The 17,798-nt window shown below is 30.1% G+C and carries 18 protein-coding genes; 14 read left to right on the plus strand and 4 right to left on the minus strand.

The genetic code is table 11. The annotated features are described in order from the left end of the window. The first annotated feature begins 24 nt into the window (after positions 1–24). The 3 genes from B5F09_RS03635 to B5F09_RS15280 are packed head-to-tail and all read left to right on the plus strand — an operon-like array spanning position 25 to position 842. Positions 25–282 (plus strand): flavodoxin, encoded by a 258-nt coding sequence (locus tag B5F09_RS03635; RefSeq protein WP_255375538.1) that lies wholly within the window; start codon positions 25–27, stop codon positions 280–282. A gap of 20 nt (positions 283–302) precedes the next feature. Beyond that, the gene (locus B5F09_RS14980; RefSeq protein ID WP_204215209.1) at positions 303–485 is read left to right on the plus strand and encodes a hypothetical protein; all 183 of its coding nucleotides are present in this window, start codon (positions 303–305) and stop codon (positions 483–485) included. Between the two features lie 6 nt (positions 486–491). After that, positions 492–842 (plus strand): flavin reductase, encoded by a 351-nt coding sequence (locus B5F09_RS15280; protein ID WP_204215213.1) that lies wholly within the window; start codon positions 492–494, stop codon positions 840–842. Between the two features lie 85 nt (positions 843–927). Here B5F09_RS15280 and B5F09_RS03645 read toward each other — a convergent pair whose 3' ends face one another. After that, the gene (locus B5F09_RS03645; RefSeq protein ID WP_087371718.1) at positions 928–2,412 is read right to left on the minus strand and encodes a glycoside hydrolase family 1 protein; all 1,485 of its coding nucleotides are present in this window, start codon (positions 2,410–2,412) and stop codon (positions 928–930) included. A gap of 1 nt (position 2,413) precedes the next feature. Continuing rightward, the gene (locus B5F09_RS03650) at positions 2,414–4,276 is read right to left on the minus strand and encodes a glucose PTS transporter subunit IIA (protein ID WP_087371721.1); all 1,863 of its coding nucleotides are present in this window, start codon (positions 4,274–4,276) and stop codon (positions 2,414–2,416) included. A gap of 163 nt (positions 4,277–4,439) precedes the next feature. On the opposite strand from B5F09_RS03650, the gene B5F09_RS03655 reads away from it, so the two are divergent. The 11 genes from B5F09_RS03655 (at position 4,440) to B5F09_RS03705 (ending at position 16,778) form a co-directional block, all read left to right on the plus strand. After that, a complete protein-coding gene (locus B5F09_RS03655) occupies positions 4,440–5,192 on the plus strand; it encodes a MurR/RpiR family transcriptional regulator (protein ID WP_087371724.1) in 753 nt (250 codons plus the stop codon). A gap of 67 nt (positions 5,193–5,259) precedes the next feature. Further along, positions 5,260–6,108 carry a MurR/RpiR family transcriptional regulator gene (locus B5F09_RS03660; protein WP_087371727.1) on the plus strand — a complete coding sequence of 283 codons (849 nt, stop codon included), beginning with the start codon at positions 5,260–5,262 and terminating at the stop codon, positions 6,106–6,108. 143 nt (positions 6,109–6,251) lie between these two features. Continuing rightward, positions 6,252–7,154, plus strand: coding sequence for a 1-phosphofructokinase (pfkB, locus tag B5F09_RS03665; RefSeq protein WP_087371731.1), 903 nt, complete (start codon positions 6,252–6,254; stop codon positions 7,152–7,154). Between the two features lie 15 nt (positions 7,155–7,169). Beyond that, positions 7,170–9,068: a fructose-specific PTS transporter subunit EIIC gene (locus tag B5F09_RS03670; RefSeq protein ID WP_087371734.1), complete on the plus strand. Its 1,899-nt coding sequence runs from the start codon at positions 7,170–7,172 to the stop codon at positions 9,066–9,068. A 5-nt stretch (positions 9,069–9,073) separates the two neighbouring features. Then, positions 9,074–9,742 carry a ribose 5-phosphate isomerase A gene (gene rpiA, locus B5F09_RS03675; RefSeq protein ID WP_087371735.1) on the plus strand — a complete coding sequence of 223 codons (669 nt, stop codon included), beginning with the start codon at positions 9,074–9,076 and terminating at the stop codon, positions 9,740–9,742. Further along, positions 9,742–10,713: a Gfo/Idh/MocA family protein gene (locus B5F09_RS03680; RefSeq protein WP_087371738.1), complete on the plus strand. Its 972-nt coding sequence runs from the start codon at positions 9,742–9,744 to the stop codon at positions 10,711–10,713. The genes rpiA and B5F09_RS03680 overlap by 1 nt, the downstream gene beginning before the upstream one ends. A gap of 89 nt (positions 10,714–10,802) precedes the next feature. Then, the gene (locus B5F09_RS03685) at positions 10,803–12,713 is read left to right on the plus strand and encodes a fructose-1,6-bisphosphatase (protein WP_087371741.1); all 1,911 of its coding nucleotides are present in this window, start codon (positions 10,803–10,805) and stop codon (positions 12,711–12,713) included. 743 nt (positions 12,714–13,456) lie between these two features. Further along, on the plus strand, positions 13,457–14,026 hold the full coding sequence (locus tag B5F09_RS03690) for a TetR-like C-terminal domain-containing protein (protein WP_087299887.1): 570 nt from the start codon (positions 13,457–13,459) through the stop codon (positions 14,024–14,026). A 110-nt stretch (positions 14,027–14,136) separates the two neighbouring features. Beyond that, positions 14,137–14,952, plus strand: coding sequence for an MBL fold metallo-hydrolase (locus tag B5F09_RS03695; RefSeq protein ID WP_087371744.1), 816 nt, complete (start codon positions 14,137–14,139; stop codon positions 14,950–14,952). A gap of 2 nt (positions 14,953–14,954) precedes the next feature. Continuing rightward, the gene (locus tag B5F09_RS03700; RefSeq protein ID WP_087371747.1) at positions 14,955–15,926 is read left to right on the plus strand and encodes an aldo/keto reductase; all 972 of its coding nucleotides are present in this window, start codon (positions 14,955–14,957) and stop codon (positions 15,924–15,926) included. Positions 15,927–16,025: 99 nt separating this feature from the next. Then, a complete protein-coding gene (locus B5F09_RS03705) occupies positions 16,026–16,778 on the plus strand; it encodes an HAD-IIB family hydrolase (protein ID WP_087371750.1) in 753 nt (250 codons plus the stop codon). Between the two features lie 52 nt (positions 16,779–16,830). On the opposite strand, the gene B5F09_RS03710 is transcribed toward B5F09_RS03705, so the two are convergent. Together B5F09_RS03710 and B5F09_RS03715 are read right to left on the minus strand one after the other, a co-directional pair. Continuing rightward, positions 16,831–17,307 carry a pyridoxamine 5'-phosphate oxidase family protein gene (locus tag B5F09_RS03710; RefSeq protein ID WP_087371753.1) on the minus strand — a complete coding sequence of 159 codons (477 nt, stop codon included), beginning with the start codon at positions 17,305–17,307 and terminating at the stop codon, positions 16,831–16,833. A gap of 44 nt (positions 17,308–17,351) precedes the next feature. Further along, positions 17,352–17,792: an ASCH domain-containing protein gene (locus B5F09_RS03715; protein ID WP_087371757.1), complete on the minus strand. Its 441-nt coding sequence runs from the start codon at positions 17,790–17,792 to the stop codon at positions 17,352–17,354. Positions 17,793–17,798: the final 6 nt, after the last annotated feature.

A 17,798-nucleotide genomic window follows, 5' to 3' on the forward strand; every position in this document is an offset into this window, starting at 1 on the left:
AAAACGATAGCCACAAGACGTTGATTGTATCAATTTGGACACGCAATATGGTGGGGCGATATGCCAATGCCAATTTATAGTTTTTTAGATCAATATGATTTATCAAATAAAACAATTGCGCCATTTATAACTCATGGTGGTTCAGGATTATCAGGAACATCTGCAAATATTGCAAATGAAGAACCTGATGCTGTAGTAACTGAAGGTTTAGCAATCAACGGTGATGATGTTGATGACTGTCAAGATGAAGTAAATGAATGGCTTGATGAATTGAATTTTTAATTAGAACGGGGGAATAACAGATGAAAAATTTAGGACCGGTTTTAGCACTATATCCGATGCCAATGGTGGTTATTGGTGCTAATGTAAATGAAAAACCAAGCTGGACGCTAGTTGGACATATTGGTATTGTAAGTCATGATAGTGTTTTAGTTAGTTTGGCTAAACCGCATTATATTAATAAAGGAATTAAGGAAACTGGATGATTATCAATTAATCTAGTTAATCAACAAATTTTAAAAAAAGCTGATTATGTAGGTAGTGTTAGTGGTAATAAAGTAGATAAATCAGAAGTTTTTGATTATTTTGTTAGCGATAATGGTGTACCAGTTATTAATGATTCACCATTAGTAATCGAAGGTAGTGTTGTAGATATTTATGAATATCAAAATTTTGATAATTTTATTTTGAAAATTGAAAATACTTATGTCGATGAAAAGAATTTAAATGAACAGGGGAAAATAGATTATCAAAAAGTAGCACCGGTATTATTTGATTTTCCTAATTATGAATATTTAGAGTTAGGAAAAGTTATAGGAAAATGTTTAACATTAAAAGATTAGAAAATCTTATGATTATAAATGATTTGTAATAATTAGATAAAAGAGATTTCAAAACTATAACAATGCTTTGAAATCTCTTGTTTTTTTATTTTTTATTTGTTAATGGTTCTTCTAAAGCTTCACCATTAGTTTCAATAATATGTTTCATCCAGTAATAAGATTTTTTCTTAGTACGATTTAATGTACCGTTTCCTTTATCATCCATATCAACATAAATAAATCCATATCTTTTCTTCATTTCTCCTGTTGATAAAGAAATTAAATCAATTGGTCCCCACATTGTATAACCTAAACAATCAACTCCATCGATTAAAATAGCATCTGCCATTGCTGATAAATGTTGTTGTAGATAATCAATTCGATAATCATCTTCAACATATCCATTTTCATCAGCTTTGTCGATAGCACCTATACCATTTTCAACAATAAAGATTGGTTTTTGGATCCGGTCATAGATTTCATTCATACAATAACGTAATCCTAATGGATCAATTGGCCATCCCCATGGTGTATTTTCTAAATATGGATTAGCAGAACCGCCAACATTAAACCATGGATCACCAGCTTTAGTTGTGTTTGAACGATAATAAGAAAATGAAACAAAGTCAAGTTGTCCTTCTTTTAAAATTTGTTTATCATCTTCACTTATTTCTAGATTATCAAAACCATGATGATGCCATACTTCTTTTGCATATGGATGATAATATCCTCGAGCCATTGTATCAATAAAATACCAATTTTCACGGCGTTGTTGTAAATGATGGAACATATCTTCTGGCTTGCAAGTAGCAGGATATAATTCACTCATAGCATACATTGCACCAAACATGCTTCCAGGCATCATTTCGTGACCTAATTTAACTGCTTTAGCACTAGCAACAAACATATTATGTGCCCCTTGGTAACGCATTTTACCATTACTTTCTCGAATACCACATGGTCCAAATCCTCTAACTGCATTAATTTCATTAAAAGTTAGCCAGTATTTACATCGTTTACCATATCTTTTAAATAGTGTTTGGCAGTATTTAAGATAGCAATCAATAACTTGACGATTTGCCCAGCCATTATATTTTAATGCTAGTTCCATTGGTAGTTCATCATGGCAAATAGTAATTAACGGTTGGATATGATATTTTTCTAATTCATCAATTACAGCATCATAAAATTTTAGTCCTTCTTCATTAGGAGTATCTTCTAATCCAGTTGGATAAATTCTGCTCCAGCAAATACTAAAGCGGAAAATATTAAATCCCATTCCTGCCATTAAAGTAATATCTTCTTTATAGCGGTGATAAAAATCAACAGCTTGATGACTAGGATAATAATGATCATCTAAAAAAACTGGTTTAGCATCTTGCGGCACTGGATCAGCGTAGAAAAAAGAACTACGAGGCTTAATGATTGAGCCATTTGGCATTTGCATTGTATGATAGCGTGGTTGTTCAATTGTTCCGTCAGTTTCAAAATCATGTGATAATAGGCCGCGTCCACCTTCGTTAAATCCTCCTTCAAATTGGAAATCTGCAGTGGCACCACCCCATAAAAATCCATCAGGTAATTTTTTCATCTTAGTTTTCTCCTTTTCGAATAATAGTACCTTGCTTTATAATACCATAATGATCAAAGGTAAGGTCTTTATTGTTTGTATTAGTGACAATTAACATTGTTGTTAAATCATAGCCTTTAGCGATGATTGCTTCACGATCAATTTTTACAATTGGTGCTCCAGCACGAACTGTATCACCTTGTTTAGCTAGAACATCAAAATATTCACCTTTTAAATTAACTGTATCAATACCGATATGAACAAGTAGTTCAACTCCTTCATTAGTAGTAATACCAAAAGCATGTCCGGTAGGGAACATAGCAGTTAGTTTTCCATTTGCAGGAGCTGTAATAAAATCACTGTTTAATTCAAAGGCAACACCGTCACCTAAAGCTTTACTTGAAAATGTTTCATCATTAACATCATCTAATTCTATCATCTTACCATCTGCAATGGCGATAATATCACTATCTTGATATGTTTTTTGTACTGGAGTTGTTAAAGTGTTATCAGTATTTGTTTCTTGAATACCTAAAACAAAGGTAATAACTGCTGCCACAACAATTGCTGTTATAACTCCAATAATCATAGCAATAACAGTATCTTGGAAAATTGGAAGCGCAATAATGTTTGAATATCCCATTACATATGCTTTGGCACCTAATAAACTAGCAACAAAACCACCAGCAAAACCACCAATCATAACCCCATACATTGGTTTACGATGTTTTAAATTGACTCCATAAATTGCCGGTTCAGTTACTCCGGCAACAATACAACCAACGGCAATTGAAATACATTCACTACGATATTGAGCATCTTTACTTCGAGCTGCTACACCTAATACAGCACCACCTTCAGCCATATTGTGTAATAAAAACGCTGGACGGATCATAGCATCATAACCTGGATCACTTAATAATTGAGTCATAAATGGTGCTAGAGCCGTATGCATTCCTGTCATTACCAGCCATGGTAACAATGCTGCTAATAATCCTACTGCTACTGGACCAACAGTACTACTTAAGAACATGAAAATTGCAGCAATACCTTCACCTAACATGTTTCCAATTGGACCTAAAATTAAATAACCTAGCGAACCAGCAACAAAGATAGTTCCCATTCCAACGAAAACAGACCGGAAAATTCCTGGAACAATTTTATTGAAAAATTTCTCAGCATAGTAAGCAACTAGAGCAATTAATAAAGCTGGTAGTAATGTTGAACTATAGCTTAATGATCGAACTGAGATTCCAAATAAAGTAAAAGGATTGCCACTGCTAACTAATGAAATAAAATTAGTATGCAATAAAGCAGCGGTTGCTACCATTGCATATACTGGTGTACCACCTAATTTAGTTGCTGCTCCATAAGCGACTATAATAGGCATGAAGTAAAATGGAGCATCACCAATAGCTGATAGTAATAAATACGTTGAAGAATTGGCGAAATCAAGGTCAATGAATGTGACAATTAATAATAAAATTACTTTTAACATACCACCAGCAATTAATCCAGGAATCAATGGTGTAACTGATGCAGAAACATATCCTAAGATTGTATTACCGATATTCTTTAGTGTTAAAGGTTGTTTTTCTTTAATATCATCAAGATTTTCATTACTTATTTCCCCAGCTTCAAGATTAAAATCTTTGATAACACGCTCATATACTGGAATTAAATTTTGTCCTAAAATAACCATATATTGTCCACCAGCATAAACAACTCCTAAAACACCATTTAAGTTTTCTAAAGTTTCTTTATTTGTTTTTGAGACATCTTTAAGATTAAATCTTAATCTAGTCATACAATGTGAAACGATTTCAATATTTTCTGGACCACCGACATTTTCGACAATGTCAGCAGCTAATTTTTTATAATCCATTATTTTTCTCCTTTTTTGTTATTTTTTACAAACTATCATGATAATTTTTACAAAAATATCATATTCCTATTTTATTTCGATGTCAATGATAATTTGTGAATATTTACAAATTATTTTGACAAAATTATCATAGTATTCTAAAATAAATAATGAGGTGGTATCAATGGATTTATTAAATATAATAAAATTACATCATGATGATTTTTCTAAAACTGAATTAAAAGTATACGAATATGTCATCAATCATCCTGAAACAATTGAAACATATACAATTTCTAAAATTGCTGATGTAAGTGGTACGTCTACTTCGGCAGTTTTACGATTTTGTCAAGTTTTAGGATTTAAGGGATATAAGGATTTTCGTTTTGAAATGGTTAAATATCTACATGAAAATATTAAAGAACAAGACAGCGGTGATTTATGGAACCAATATATTAATGAATATATTAAAATGATTAATCAATTCCAAAACATTGATCGTGACTTAATAGAACAATTGATAGTAGATTTAAAACAAAATAAAAAAATATATTTATTTGGAATTCATTATTCATCATTACCTTGTCGTCAACTAAAAGCCGGGCTTCAGGATTTAGGTATTATGACTTTTGCTGGTTATGATTATATGGAGTCAGCTCATTTAGTTAATACTGTTAATGAAGATGATGTAATTATCTTTTTTTCAGTTTCTGGAGCAAAAAATAACTTTAAACGTTTTTTAACGCCACTAATTAATAATCTTCCATCAAAATCTTATTTAATTACTATGAATCCTAATAGTCAATTAGTAGAGTTATTTAATAATGTAATTACTATTCCAGGTTATACTTTAACTAATCAATCAGTTATTGATTGCGAGGCGTTTTTTTTAGTTTTTGTGGAAATATTATTAAATTTATTGCATCATCATGCTTAAAGAAATTAAATTTTATATCTTGAGAAATAATGAAAAATGATTTAATCTAATAGTGTGAGGTGATAGAATGGAAAAAAGTGTAATGGATACAATTTGTTCATCATTTGATAATTTTTTTGATTCTGAAAAGAAAATAGCTAAATATATTATCAATCATTATGATAAAGTTGTTGATATGACAGTTGGACAGTTAGCTAAAGCTAGTGGTGCTAGTGAAGCATCGGTATCTCGGTTTTGTAAAAAAATAGGGGTTAAAGGATTTCATCACTTGAAAATATCATTAGCTAAAGAAATGGTGGAATCAGATATTAACGAAGTGAGCGTTTCTAATAACATTTCTTTTGATGACATCAGTCAGTCATTACAAAATATTTTAGCTAATAAAGTTGAAGAATTGAAACAAACTGTTTCATTGATGGATAATGATCAGCTTCCAGTAATATTAAAAGAGATTTTAAATGCTCGAAGTGTTCAATTTGTAGCTGTTGGTAATACGATTCCAGTGGCTATTGATGGAACATTTAAATTTAATCAAATTGGTATTCTGGCTGTTTCTTCAACGATATGGGAAACTCAGGTTGGCCATATTTATAATTTATCTAAAGATGATATTGTAATTGCCATTTCTAATTCGGGTGAATCGCGAGGAGTTATTACAGCGATGGAAGCAGCTAAAGAAGTTGGCGCAAAAACAATTTCGATTACTAATAATGAAAATTCAACAGTAGCTAAGGCGAGTGATTATCACATTACAACTGCTACCCGTGAAAAATTATTTCTTGATGGATATTGTTTTTCACGAGTTTCGGCAACAACTGTAATTGAAATTTTATATTTATTTTTAACTTCGATGAATAAAGACGCCTACAAAAGTATTGCGCGTCATGAAAATGCTATTGCTGGTGACAAATTTTAATGATTTAAGCAGAACTTTTACAGTTCTGTTTTTATTTTTTTGTATAAGAAATAAATTTTCATGCAAAACCTATTGACGAAATAAATATATCGTAGTATATTGTAATCGTGAAAAGAAATTTCGTCAAAAAAGGAGGTACGAAAATGATATACACAATCACCATGAATCCAGCTTTAGATTATGTTGTGGATTTACCCGAATTTAAAACAAATCAAGTAAATCGAGTTGTAGAAGAACATATCTTTTATGGTGGTAAAGGAATTAATGTTGCAGTAGTTTTAAAAGAATTAGGATTTGATAGTTGTTGTTTTGGTTTTACAGCCGGTTTTACAGGAAAAGAACTAGAAAGAGGAGTTCAAGAATTAGGGATTAAAAGTGACTTTGTTCATGTCTCTAATGGCTTAACTAGAATCAATGTTAAAATTCATAGTCAACAAGAAACTGAGTTAAATGGTTTAGGACCTGTAGTAAGTAATGAGGATATTGATTGTCTATACGAAAAACTTAAACAGCTAACTAGTGATGATGTTTTAGTGATTTCGGGTAGTGTTCCTTCTTCAATGTCACTTTCTATTTATGATCAGATTTTAAAAAGAATAGATACTAATAAAGTAAAAGTAGTAATTGATGCTACAGGTGATTTATTGAAACGAACACTAAAATATAAGCCATTTTTGATTAAACCTAATAATCATGAATTGGCAGAATTATTCAATGTAGAATTAAAAACAATTGACGATATTGAAAAATATGCTCGTAAATTACAAGATATGGGGGCTATAAATGTTTTGATTTCAATGGCTAAAGATGGATCTTTATTAATTGATGAAAATGGTAATAAACATCGCTTAGGTGTTTGTAAAGGAACGGTTAAAAATTCTGTTGGTGCTGGTGATTCGATGGTAGCAGGATTTATTGCTGGATATTTATCAAATTTAAATTATCAAGAAATATTGAAGTTAGCAACAGCTGCTGGAGGAGCAACAGCTTTTAGCAGTGCGCTTGCAACAAAAGAAAAAATTCAAGAATTATTAAAACAATTATAAAAAGGGGAAAATATCATGAAAATTACTGAGTTATTGGATATTAAAAGTATTGATTTGAATGTAGAAGTTAAATCAAAAACTGAAACAATTGATTATTTAGTTGATTTAATGGCTAAGTCTGAAAAGATTAGTGACAAAGAAGAATATAAAAGGGGAGTCTTAGCTCGTGAAGAATTAACAACTACAGGAATTGGTGAAGGAATAGCAATTCCTCATGCTCAAAATAGCGCTGTAAAAAAAGCTGGGTTAGCAGCTATTACAATAAAAGATGGTGTTGATTATAAATCACTTGATGGAAAACCAGTTTATCTTTGTTTTATGATTGCAGCACCAGAAGATGGGGGTAATGTTCATTTACAAGCATTAGCTAAGTTATCAGCTTTATTGATGAATGAAGAATTTAGAAATAATTTAATAAGTGCTAAGAGTCCTAAAGAATTTTTAGCAATTATCGATCAAGAAGAAATGAAAAAAGATCAACAAGAACAACCTGTTGTAACTGAAGGGTATCGAGTGTTAGCAGTCACTGCTTGTCCAACAGGAATCGCACATACTTTTATGGCTGCTGAAAATTTAACTAAGGCGGGACAGGAATTAGGATATCCATTAAAAGCAGAAACTAACGGTGCTGATGGGGCGCAAAACGTGTTGACTGAAAAAGAAATTGCCGAATGTGATGGTATTATTATTGCTGCTGATAAAAATGTTGAAATGGCTCGTTTTGATGGCAAACCAGTTCTATCAGTTAGTGTAACTCAAGGAATTCAAAAACCTGAAGAATTAATTGAAAAGATCATCAATCATCAAGTTCCCGTTTATCATCATGACGGTAGCAGTGTTGAAGAAGTTTCTAGCGGGGAAGGAACTGGTCGACAAATTTATAAGCATTTGATGAATGGTGTTAGCCATATGTTACCGTTTGTAATAGGTGGTGGAATCTTAATTGCATTAGCTTTCTTATTTGATGATTATTCAATTGATCCATCTAACTTTGGTAAAAATACACCAATAGCTGCTTATTTAAAAACAATTGGGGAACAGGCTTTTGGTTTAATGCTTCCAGTTTTAGCTGGTTATATTGCTATGTCAATTGCTGATCGTCCCGGTTTAGCTGTTGGTTTTATTGGTGGTATGGTCGCTAAAATGGGTTGTACTTTTACTAATCCAGCAGGTGGCGATGTTAATGCCGGATTTTTAGGAGCATTATTAGCTGGTTTTGTTGGTGGATATTTAGTTATTGGGTTAAAGAAAGTATTTTCAAAATTACCACATGCTTTAGAAGGAATTAAACCAATATTGTTATATCCAGTTATTGGAATTTTATTAGTATCAATTGTTACAACTTTTATTAATCCGTTTGTAGGAGCTATCAATACTGCTTTAAGTGATGCCTTAAATAGTATGGGTGGTACAAGTAAAATTTTATTAGGTATTATTGTTGCGGGAATGCAGTCTACTGATATGGGTGGACCAATTAATAAAGCGTCTTATGTCTTTGCTACTTCTCAATTAGCTGAAGGAAATTATGAAATTATGGCAGCAGTTATGGCTGGGGGAATGATTCCACCACTAGCAATTGCTATTAGTACTACATTCTTTAAAAATAGATGGACTAAAGATGAACAAAATTCTGGTTTAGTTAATTATGTTATGGGATTAGCATTTATTTCTGAAGGGGCTATTCCATTTGCAGCTAAAGATCCATTAAGAGTAATTCCATCTTGCATTGTTGGTTCAGCTGTTGCAGGTGCTTTATCAATGGCTTTTGGTTGTACATTAAGAGCTCCTCATGGTGGTATCTTTGTTTTACCAACAATTGGTAATGCCTTGATGTATGCTGTTGCAATTATTGTTGGAGCTGTTGTTGGTGGTTTAATATTATCAATGTTAAAAAAACCATTGAAAGGAGAATAGAATAGATGAAAGAACGTTGTGCTTTAGCGGCTTTAAAATATATTAAACCTGGTATGGTTGTTGGTTTAGGTGGTGGTAGTACTATCAGTTATTTGGTCAAGTTTATTAAAGAAGAAAATATTGATATTAAAGTAGTTACACCGTCATTTCAAACAGCTAAATGTTGTATAGAAAATGGCCTTAACTTAATACCAGCGTGGTCAATTGATCATATCGATATAGCCTTTGATGGCTGTGATGAAGTGGATTTATCATTAAATGCCTTAAAATCAGGTGGAGCTATTCATACAAAAGAAAAAATAATTGCTTCAATGGCTGATGAGTATGTTTTGTTAGTTGATGAAAGTAAAGTTTTTGAAAAATTACCATTTAATCATCCGATTACTTTAGAAGTAGTTTTAGAAGCAATGAATTATGTAAAAAAAGAAGTGTCTTTATTAGGTGGACAGGTCGATATCCGTAAAAGCAGTGCTAAAGATGGATACACAGTTAGTGATCACGGTAATGTTATTATGGAAGCAAAATTTGATCACGTTGATGATATAAAACAATTAAATAAAAATTTAAATCAAATTACAGGGATTATTGATACATCATTATTTACAGGTATTGCCTCAATGGCTATATCTGTTGATGATCTTCATGTTCGCGTTATAAAAGGAGGAAATAAATAATGTCAAAATTAAATTGGGGAATATTAGGAACAGGTTGGATTGCTCATGAAATGGGTGAAGCATTAAATAGAGTACATGGTGAGATTTATGCAGTTTGTGATACTACTTTAGAAAAAGCTCAAAAATATGCTCAGGAGTTTAATGTTACTAAAGCTTATGGTAGTGCTGATGAAATGATCAAAGATGAAAATATCGATATCGTTTATATTGCTACACCACATAATCTTCATTATCAGTTTTTGATCCAATCATTAAAAGCTGGAAAACATGTATTTTGTGAAAAAGCAATTACAGTAAATTCTAATCAGTTAGAAGAAGCAGTAGCTATTGCTAAAGAAAAAAATCTTGTTATTTGTGATGGGGTAACTTTATTCCATATGCCATTATTTAAAAAATTAAAAGAGATTGTTGATAGTGGAGCAATTGGAAAAGTAAAAATGGTTCAGGTAAATTTTGGTAGCTGCAAAGAATATGATATAAACAATCGTTTCTTTTCAAAAGAATTAGCAGGAGGAGCATTATTAGATATTGGTGTATATGCTACTAGTTTTGCACGGTATTTTATGTCTAGTAAACCAAATACAGTTTTAACAACAGCTAATTATTTTGAAACTGGTGTTGATGAAACTTCTGGTATTATTTTAAGAAACCCTGAAGGTGAAATGGCAGTTATTGCTTTAACGATGCGTGCTAAACAACCAAAACGTGGTGTAGTTGCTGGAGAAAAAGGGTATATTGAAGTAAATAATTATCCTCGTGGTGATAAGGCAACTATTACTTATACTGAAGATGGTCGTGTTGAAGTAATCGAAGCTGGTAATACTGAATTTGCTTTAGATTATGAAGTTCAAGACATGGAAAACTATATCAATAATAATGATGGTAAACAAAATTTAACTTATATTCGTGATGTTATGGCGACATTGACTGAAATTAGAAGTCAATGGGGAATGGTTTATCCTTTTGAATAAATATAAAATTTATAATGTTTGCATAAGATAAAGTGGTCATTTGTTATAAGGGAATGAGAAATCATTCCCTTATTAAATAAGGAGAAAAGATGGAAACAAGATATTTAGAATTATTAGCTGAAAAATATCGAAATATTGATGAAGTTACAGCGGAAATAATGAATTTAGGAACTATTTTATCATTACCTAAAGGAACAGAGTTTTTCTTTAGTGATTTACATGGTGAACATTTAGCGTTTATCCACTTGTTAAAGAGTGCTTCTGGAGTAATAAAAAATAAAATTGATTTATTATTTGAAAAACAGTTATCACTAATCCAAAGACAACAATTAGCGCATTTAATATACTATCCTAAAGAACAGCTGGAAAAAATTAATCCTGATGATCAATGGTATGAGCTGACTATTTATTATTTAATAGCTTTAGCAAAATTTTGTTCATCAAAATATACCCGTTCGAAAGTATCTAAAAAACTACCAAAACAATATAGTTATGTTATTACAGAAATGCTAAGCTGTCATAATGATCAATATATTAATGAATATTACCATGATATAATCTCTAATATTATAATGATTGATAATGCGAAATCTTTTATTATTGCATTATGTCAATTTATTCGAGATATTTGCATTGATAACATTCATATTATTGGTGATATTTTTGATCGTGGTCCTCGACCAGATTTGATTATTGATGAATTAATGCAATATGATCAAGTCGATATTCAATGGGGAAATCACGATATATCATGGATGGGAGCAGCTTGTGGAAACCAGGTTTTAATTGCTAATGTAATTAGAATTGCTTTAAGTTACAACAATTTTGATTTATTGGAAGATGGTTATGGAATCAATTTAAGACCATTAAGTGAATTTGCTAGAGAAGTTTATCAAGATGATGATTGTCTGAAGTTTTATCCGCACCAGCTAGATGATAATCTTTATGATCAGGTTAATGTAAAATTAACGGCTAAGATGCATAAAGCAATTACCATTATCCAATTAAAGCTTGAAGGTCGATTGATTGAAAATCATCCTGAATATCAGATGAATCACCAGATCTGGTTAAAACAAATTGATTTTGACAACAAAATAGTTAATTTTCAAAATCAAATATATCAATTAAGTGATAATTATTTTCCAACAGTTGATTACAACGAACCATTAAAATTAACCGAAAAAGAAGAACAATTAATGAAAATTTTAACTGCTTCATTTACTCATAGTAAAAGACTTCAACAACATATTGAATATTTATATCGTTATGGAAATATGTATAAAATTATAAATGGAAACTTATTGTTTCATGGCTGTATTCCATTAGATAAATTTGGAAAATTACGAAAAGTCAATGTTGATGGAAAAGATTATCAAGGAAAAGAACTGTTAGATAAATTTGAAGAAAAAATAAATCTTGCGTATTATCAAAATAATCAAGATGCAATTGATTTAATGTGGTACTTATGGTGTGGCAAGAATTCACCGTTATTTGGAAAAAGTAAGTTAGCACTATTTGAAAAGTATTTTATTCAAGAAAGTAAGCTTATAAATGAAATAAAGGATTCATATTATAAATGGATCGAACAAGAGCAGACTTGTAAGATGATTTTAAAATGTTTTAATTTAGATAGTAATACAGGTCATATTATTAATGGACATATGCCAGTAAAAACAGTTGCTGGTGAAAAACCAGTTAAGGCTAATGGTAGATTATATGTCATCGATGGTGGCATTTCTAAATCATATCATTCTAAAACAGGTACCGCTGGATATACATTAATTTTTGATTCTCAACATTTGCAGTTAGCTAAACATTTACCATATCATGATTTGGCTAAAGATGGTTTGATGTGTTTAACGCCTGAAGTAGAAATTATGGAAACTAATTCTAGAATTAAAAATCGAGATTGTGATGTGGGAAAGGAATTATCAAGACAATTACAAGATTTAAAGGAGTTACTATTTGCTTATCGAAATGGTATAATAAAAGAAAAATAAATTAGTCATGTTTTAAAACAGATTGCAAGAAAAAAATTTAAGTAATCTGTTTTTATTTATTGATAAAATAAATGTTTCATTGACAGACTATCAAATAAAAAAGGAGCATAATTTTATGCTCCACATGAGTTATTAAATTCATAGTTTAATGATATTTTATATTAATTCTTGTTGCAATTTATTAATTTAACAACGTATTTTTTTTTGCACTCCATAATTATTCTTTTTTCTGACCTCTAGTTTTCTTAATCTTGTTTGTAAGAGTGCTAGTTTAGTACTTGCTTTCATTTTGTTACCTCCTTAAACAAAAAAAGCGCCTGGTTATCATAATAATAACCGGGCGCACCCGACATCTTCTTCAAACTGAGTAAAACTTTTTTACTACATCACTGCGGTGAATCAGTCCTTTGATGAATAATGGGAAAGCTATTTAATTTTGTCGAAATCTCATCTATCTTTTTAGATTTCGTACAATTATCATTATAATAAGTTGGATTTGAAAGTCAATGTTACTACGATAGAATAATGATGTGAAATGATGGTAATTTATTTGCTGGTAAATAAACATATTATTCTTTTGTAAAATGAATATATTATCATAAACGAAAAAAATGGTTGGATAAATCGTTTAATAGATATATTGTAGTAAGTTTATAATGATTTAAATATAGTAAAAATATTAATTATATAATAGAAAAGTGTTTATAAATATATTACAATATTGCTAGAAAAGAGTGATGAAAATGGCAATTAATGTAAAAGAAATTCTTGCTGATGGCTTATTAGAACTACTTGAGCAGCAACGTTTAGAATCAATAAAAATTAAACAATTATTAGATTATACTCATATTTCAAAACAATCTTTTTATAATCATTTTTTAGATAAAAATGATTTAATTGTTTATATTTATTTAAATCGAATTATTCCTAAATTTGATGATCCTACTAAAGAAATGGATTTCTATCATTCAATGGTTGATACATTTAAAAGAATGAAAAAGTATCATAATTTTATGAAACAGGCTTTATTAATGGAAGGACAAAATTGTTTAAAAGATTATATTTTTGATCATTGTAAACAATTTGATTTAGAATTTCATCAAAAATTATACGGTGATAAGCCAATGCCTGATACATTGCGTTTTGCAACTGAATACCATGCAACGGCCTCTAGTTCAATGACTATTTCCTGGATATTATCCGATATGCCGGCTAGTTGTGAAGAAATGGCTAGATTAATTACTGATTTAAGAAGTGTGGGCATGGATAAGTTATTTGCTGATGGTCAAACTAAAGGGAATCCATATAAGTAATAGACGTTTTAATGAAAAAGTCAATTTATAGACTTTTTTTCTTTTTGGTAAATTGTATAAATGATGTTATTAAAGTAAAATATAGGTGTACAGGAAAGGCAGGTATGATTATGAGAAAAATTTATAAAAATGAAAATGGACAAGCGGTAGCTCCAAAAACAATTCATTTTGGTAAGGAAGCTTTTAAAAAGATTACAAATACGCAAATTCGCTGGTTAGGCGGTGCGGGAATTATGATCAATAGTCGTGGTACTAATATTATGATCGATCCAGTATTAGAAGGATTTGATATGCCTTTATTATATGAAAATCCAATTACTCCCGATGAAGTTGCTTCTTTAGATGCATATCTGGTTACTCATATTGATAATGACCATTTTAGTCGACCAACATGTAAAGATGTATTATCAGTATGTAAATCATATCATGCTCCTCATTATGTAGCTGGTGAAATGGTTAAAGAAGGAATACCAGGTATTGGACATGATATAAATGAAACTTTCAATGTTAATGATATTAAAATTACATTAACACCAGCTAGACATAATTGGCAAAACGGTTCATCAAAATATAATTTTAGAGAATGGAAAGAAGAAGATTATTGTGGTTTCTGGATGGAAACTAGCGATGGAATAATCTGGTTACCTGGTGATTCTAAATTATTAGAAGTTCATTTAAATATGCCTGATCCTGATGTGATCTTGTTTGATTTTGCTGATAATGATTGGCATATAACTTTAGATGGAGCAATTAAATTGGCTAATACATACCCTAATGCTGATTTAATTTGTATTCATTGGGGCAGTGTTGATGCACCATCGATGACGCCTTTTAATGGTAATCCTGAAGATTTGCTTGACCGTGTTGTTAATCCTGAACGTATCCAGGTATTAGCACCTGGAGAAATCTATCAAATGGAGAAATAATTATGAAATACGTTAAACTACAAAATACGGGGTTAGAAGTATCGAAAATTTGTGTTGGCTGTATGAATTTAGGTGCTAAGGATAAATATCCATGGCATTTAGATAAGCAAGAAGGTATTGAATATATTAAACATGCACTAGATTCAGGAATTAACTTTTTTGATACTGCTAATGTTTATAGTCAAGGAGAGAGTGAAGAAATTTTAGGAGAAGCAATTAAACAATATGGTAATCGTGATGAGTTAGTAATTGCTACTAAAGTTTTTTATCCAGTCGATAATAGTTTAAATGGACGTGGACTTTCAAGAAAGCATATTTTTCAAGCGGTTGAAGATTCTTTAAGAAGATTACAATTAGATTATATTGATTTGTATATCATTCATCGTTTTGATTATAATACGCCACTTGAAGAAACGATGGCAGCCTTAAATGATTTAGTAAGAATGGGTAAAGTAAGATATATCGGTGCAAGTGCAATGTATGCCTGGCAATTTCAAAAAGCTCAGTATATTGCAATGAAAAATGGCTGGAGTAAATTTGTATCTATGCAAAATCACTATAATTTATTATACCGGGAAGATGAAAGAGAACTCATACCATTATGCAAAGATATGAATATTCCATTAACACCATATTCACCTTTAGCTGGTGGTCGTTTAACTCGTGATTGGAATGGTGATACATTGCGTGATAAATACGATCAGACAGTTAAAGAAAAATATGATATGAGTAAAACAATTGATTATCCAATTGTTAAACGAGTCGGTGAAATTGCTGAAAGTAAACAAATTTCTAGGGCTCAAGTAGCTATGAGCTGGTTATTACAAAAAGATAATGTTGTTCCAATTGTTGGAGGTACTAAGGTAAAACATTTAGATGAAGCTATTAGTGCTTTAGATGTTACTTTAAGTGATGAAGAAATTGAATATTTAGAGGAATTATATCAGCCACATAATATTGTTGGTGCATTATAATAATATTTTTAAAGGATTTTTATTAAAGTAAAAATCCTTTTTTTAATAGGAAATTGCTAATTAAAATAAGTTGGTTTATAATCAAAAGGAGGTGATTTTATGAATAAAGCATTTGTAAGTGATATTGATGGAACATTATTTTTTCATTATTTAAATCCGCCAATTAAAAAAAGTGATATTGATGCAATCAAAGAATTTCAAAATCAAGATAATTTATTTGGTTTATGTAGTGGTCGACCTTATTGTGGGGTTGTAAATTTGTTTGATAACCAGATTAAACCGGATTTTTATATTATTTCTAGTGGAGCATTGATATTAGATCAAAATAAAAAAATTATTTATGAACAATGCATTAATTATAAGTATATTCAAGAAATCTATAATAACTATTATCATCAGGCAATAGTTATTATTCAAACAGATAATCCTAATAATGTTTATAAATCACAAAAAGAAAATGATCTTGATGAAAATACAATAATTATTAAAAATATTGATAGATTAAAAGAACAAAAAATCTATGGAATTTCTTTGGTTTTTAAAGATGATGAAACAGCTCAAAAACATACTGATTTAATTAATAAAAAATATAGTAAGTTAAAAGGTTTTCAAAATACAAATTCAATTGATATTGTTATGAAAGAATGTTCAAAGGGGAATGCTTTAAAAATAGTAAAACAAAAATATCAAATTTCTAAAATAGCAGGAATTGGTGATTCTTATAATGATCTTACAATGCTTGAAAAAGCTGATATTTCATATACATTTAAAAATTCACCTGTAAAATTAAAAGAACAAGTTGATTATCAAGTAGATAGTGTTAGTGAAGCAATCGAGATATTTTTAAAATAGATTTTAGATATTAAAGCAGTCATTCAATGACTGCTTTAAAAATATAGTAATGTTATTTTTCATGAACTTTTTTACCTGAAATATGTTCAATTTCAATAGCCACTAATTGAACTCTATCAATACTTTTTTGGATTTCTTGTTCAACTTCTTTAGTAGTAGGATAATATTTCATTGCTAAAGTTCTAACTTTTTCTTCGGTGATTTTACGGTCTTCTACTAATATAGCTCGGCCATAAACTACACAACTTGATACATGGTAGGCCCAATCACCCTCATCAAGATAACCATCATCCCAAGTTGTAAAGCAGACTTTATTACTAGCTTTAATAGAATCAATTTTGTGACCACTTTTAGCACTATGAAAATAAATTTTATTTTCATTTTCATCGTAATAAAAATTAATAGGGATCGTAAATGGATAACCATTGTCACCATTTACTGAAAAAGCAGCTCTTTTGTTATTTTTTAATAATATTTTTGCTTCTTCTACTGATATTTCACTTTTTGTTCTTCTTATTTTTCTAAACATAACTAATCCTTTCTATCATTTTATATTTTATTTGATGAATAAATTTATGGTTTAAAAACCATCTCAAATTCTTCACACACTACTTCCATATCATCACTAAACTTTAAATTTATTTCTTTTAAACAATTAGAAAAGAAGTCTTCATGGATTTTTTGCCAATACTCCAAGGATTTATCACCTTCACCTTCTTTATAGGCGTGTTCTTTGGTAATTTTATTAAAAGGAGTAACATAAACTTTTTTAGTCTGGATAATGCATACCGCTTCATTTTTGGAATTCAAAATAATATTGTATGAATCCTTTTTTGGTAAGGGTTCATTTTCTAATTCATATAAAAGATATAAAGAAGAGGTTGCAGTTTTTTTACCGTTAATGACCAGCTTAGCAAGTAAATCAGCATCTCCACCAAAACTCCATGAGTCATATTCATTGCTATTAATATTGTTTGTCGAGATAAATTTTTCCCAAAGTTCTTGTTCGTACATACCGTA

This window comes from Erysipelatoclostridium sp. An173, from assembly GCF_002160495.1.
GTDB classification, from domain to species: Bacteria; Bacillota_I; Bacilli_A; order Erysipelotrichales; family Coprobacillaceae; genus Thomasclavelia; species Thomasclavelia merdavium.

What these genes read in the sequence shown, in the direction of transcription:
- B5F09_RS14980 (WP_204215209.1), top strand. Translation starts at nt 303, where the DNA reads ATGAAAAATTTAGGACCGGTTTTAGCACTATATCCGATGCCAATGGTG.
- B5F09_RS03645 (WP_087371718.1), bottom strand. Translation starts at nt 2,412, where the DNA reads ATGAAAAAATTACCTGATGGATTTTTATGGGGTGGTGCCACTGCAGAT.
- B5F09_RS03650 (WP_087371721.1), bottom strand. Translation starts at nt 4,276, where the DNA reads ATGGATTATAAAAAATTAGCTGCTGACATTGTCGAAAATGTCGGTGGT.
- B5F09_RS03655 (WP_087371724.1), top strand. Translation starts at nt 4,440, where the DNA reads ATGGATTTATTAAATATAATAAAATTACATCATGATGATTTTTCTAAA.
- B5F09_RS03660 (WP_087371727.1), top strand. Translation starts at nt 5,260, where the DNA reads ATGGAAAAAAGTGTAATGGATACAATTTGTTCATCATTTGATAATTTT.
- pfkB (WP_087371731.1), top strand. Translation starts at nt 6,252, where the DNA reads ATGATATACACAATCACCATGAATCCAGCTTTAGATTATGTTGTGGAT.
- B5F09_RS03670 (WP_087371734.1), top strand. Translation starts at nt 7,170, where the DNA reads ATGAAAATTACTGAGTTATTGGATATTAAAAGTATTGATTTGAATGTA.
- rpiA (WP_087371735.1), top strand. Translation starts at nt 9,074, where the DNA reads ATGAAAGAACGTTGTGCTTTAGCGGCTTTAAAATATATTAAACCTGGT.
- B5F09_RS03680 (WP_087371738.1), top strand. Translation starts at nt 9,742, where the DNA reads ATGTCAAAATTAAATTGGGGAATATTAGGAACAGGTTGGATTGCTCAT.
- B5F09_RS03685 (WP_087371741.1), top strand. Translation starts at nt 10,803, where the DNA reads ATGGAAACAAGATATTTAGAATTATTAGCTGAAAAATATCGAAATATT.
- B5F09_RS03690 (WP_087299887.1), top strand. Translation starts at nt 13,457, where the DNA reads ATGGCAATTAATGTAAAAGAAATTCTTGCTGATGGCTTATTAGAACTA.
- B5F09_RS03695 (WP_087371744.1), top strand. Translation starts at nt 14,137, where the DNA reads ATGAGAAAAATTTATAAAAATGAAAATGGACAAGCGGTAGCTCCAAAA.
- B5F09_RS03700 (WP_087371747.1), top strand. Translation starts at nt 14,955, where the DNA reads ATGAAATACGTTAAACTACAAAATACGGGGTTAGAAGTATCGAAAATT.
- B5F09_RS03705 (WP_087371750.1), top strand. Translation starts at nt 16,026, where the DNA reads ATGAATAAAGCATTTGTAAGTGATATTGATGGAACATTATTTTTTCAT.
- B5F09_RS03710 (WP_087371753.1), bottom strand. Translation starts at nt 17,307, where the DNA reads ATGTTTAGAAAAATAAGAAGAACAAAAAGTGAAATATCAGTAGAAGAA.
- B5F09_RS03715 (WP_087371757.1), bottom strand. Translation starts at nt 17,792, where the DNA reads ATGTACGAACAAGAACTTTGGGAAAAATTTATCTCGACAAACAATATT.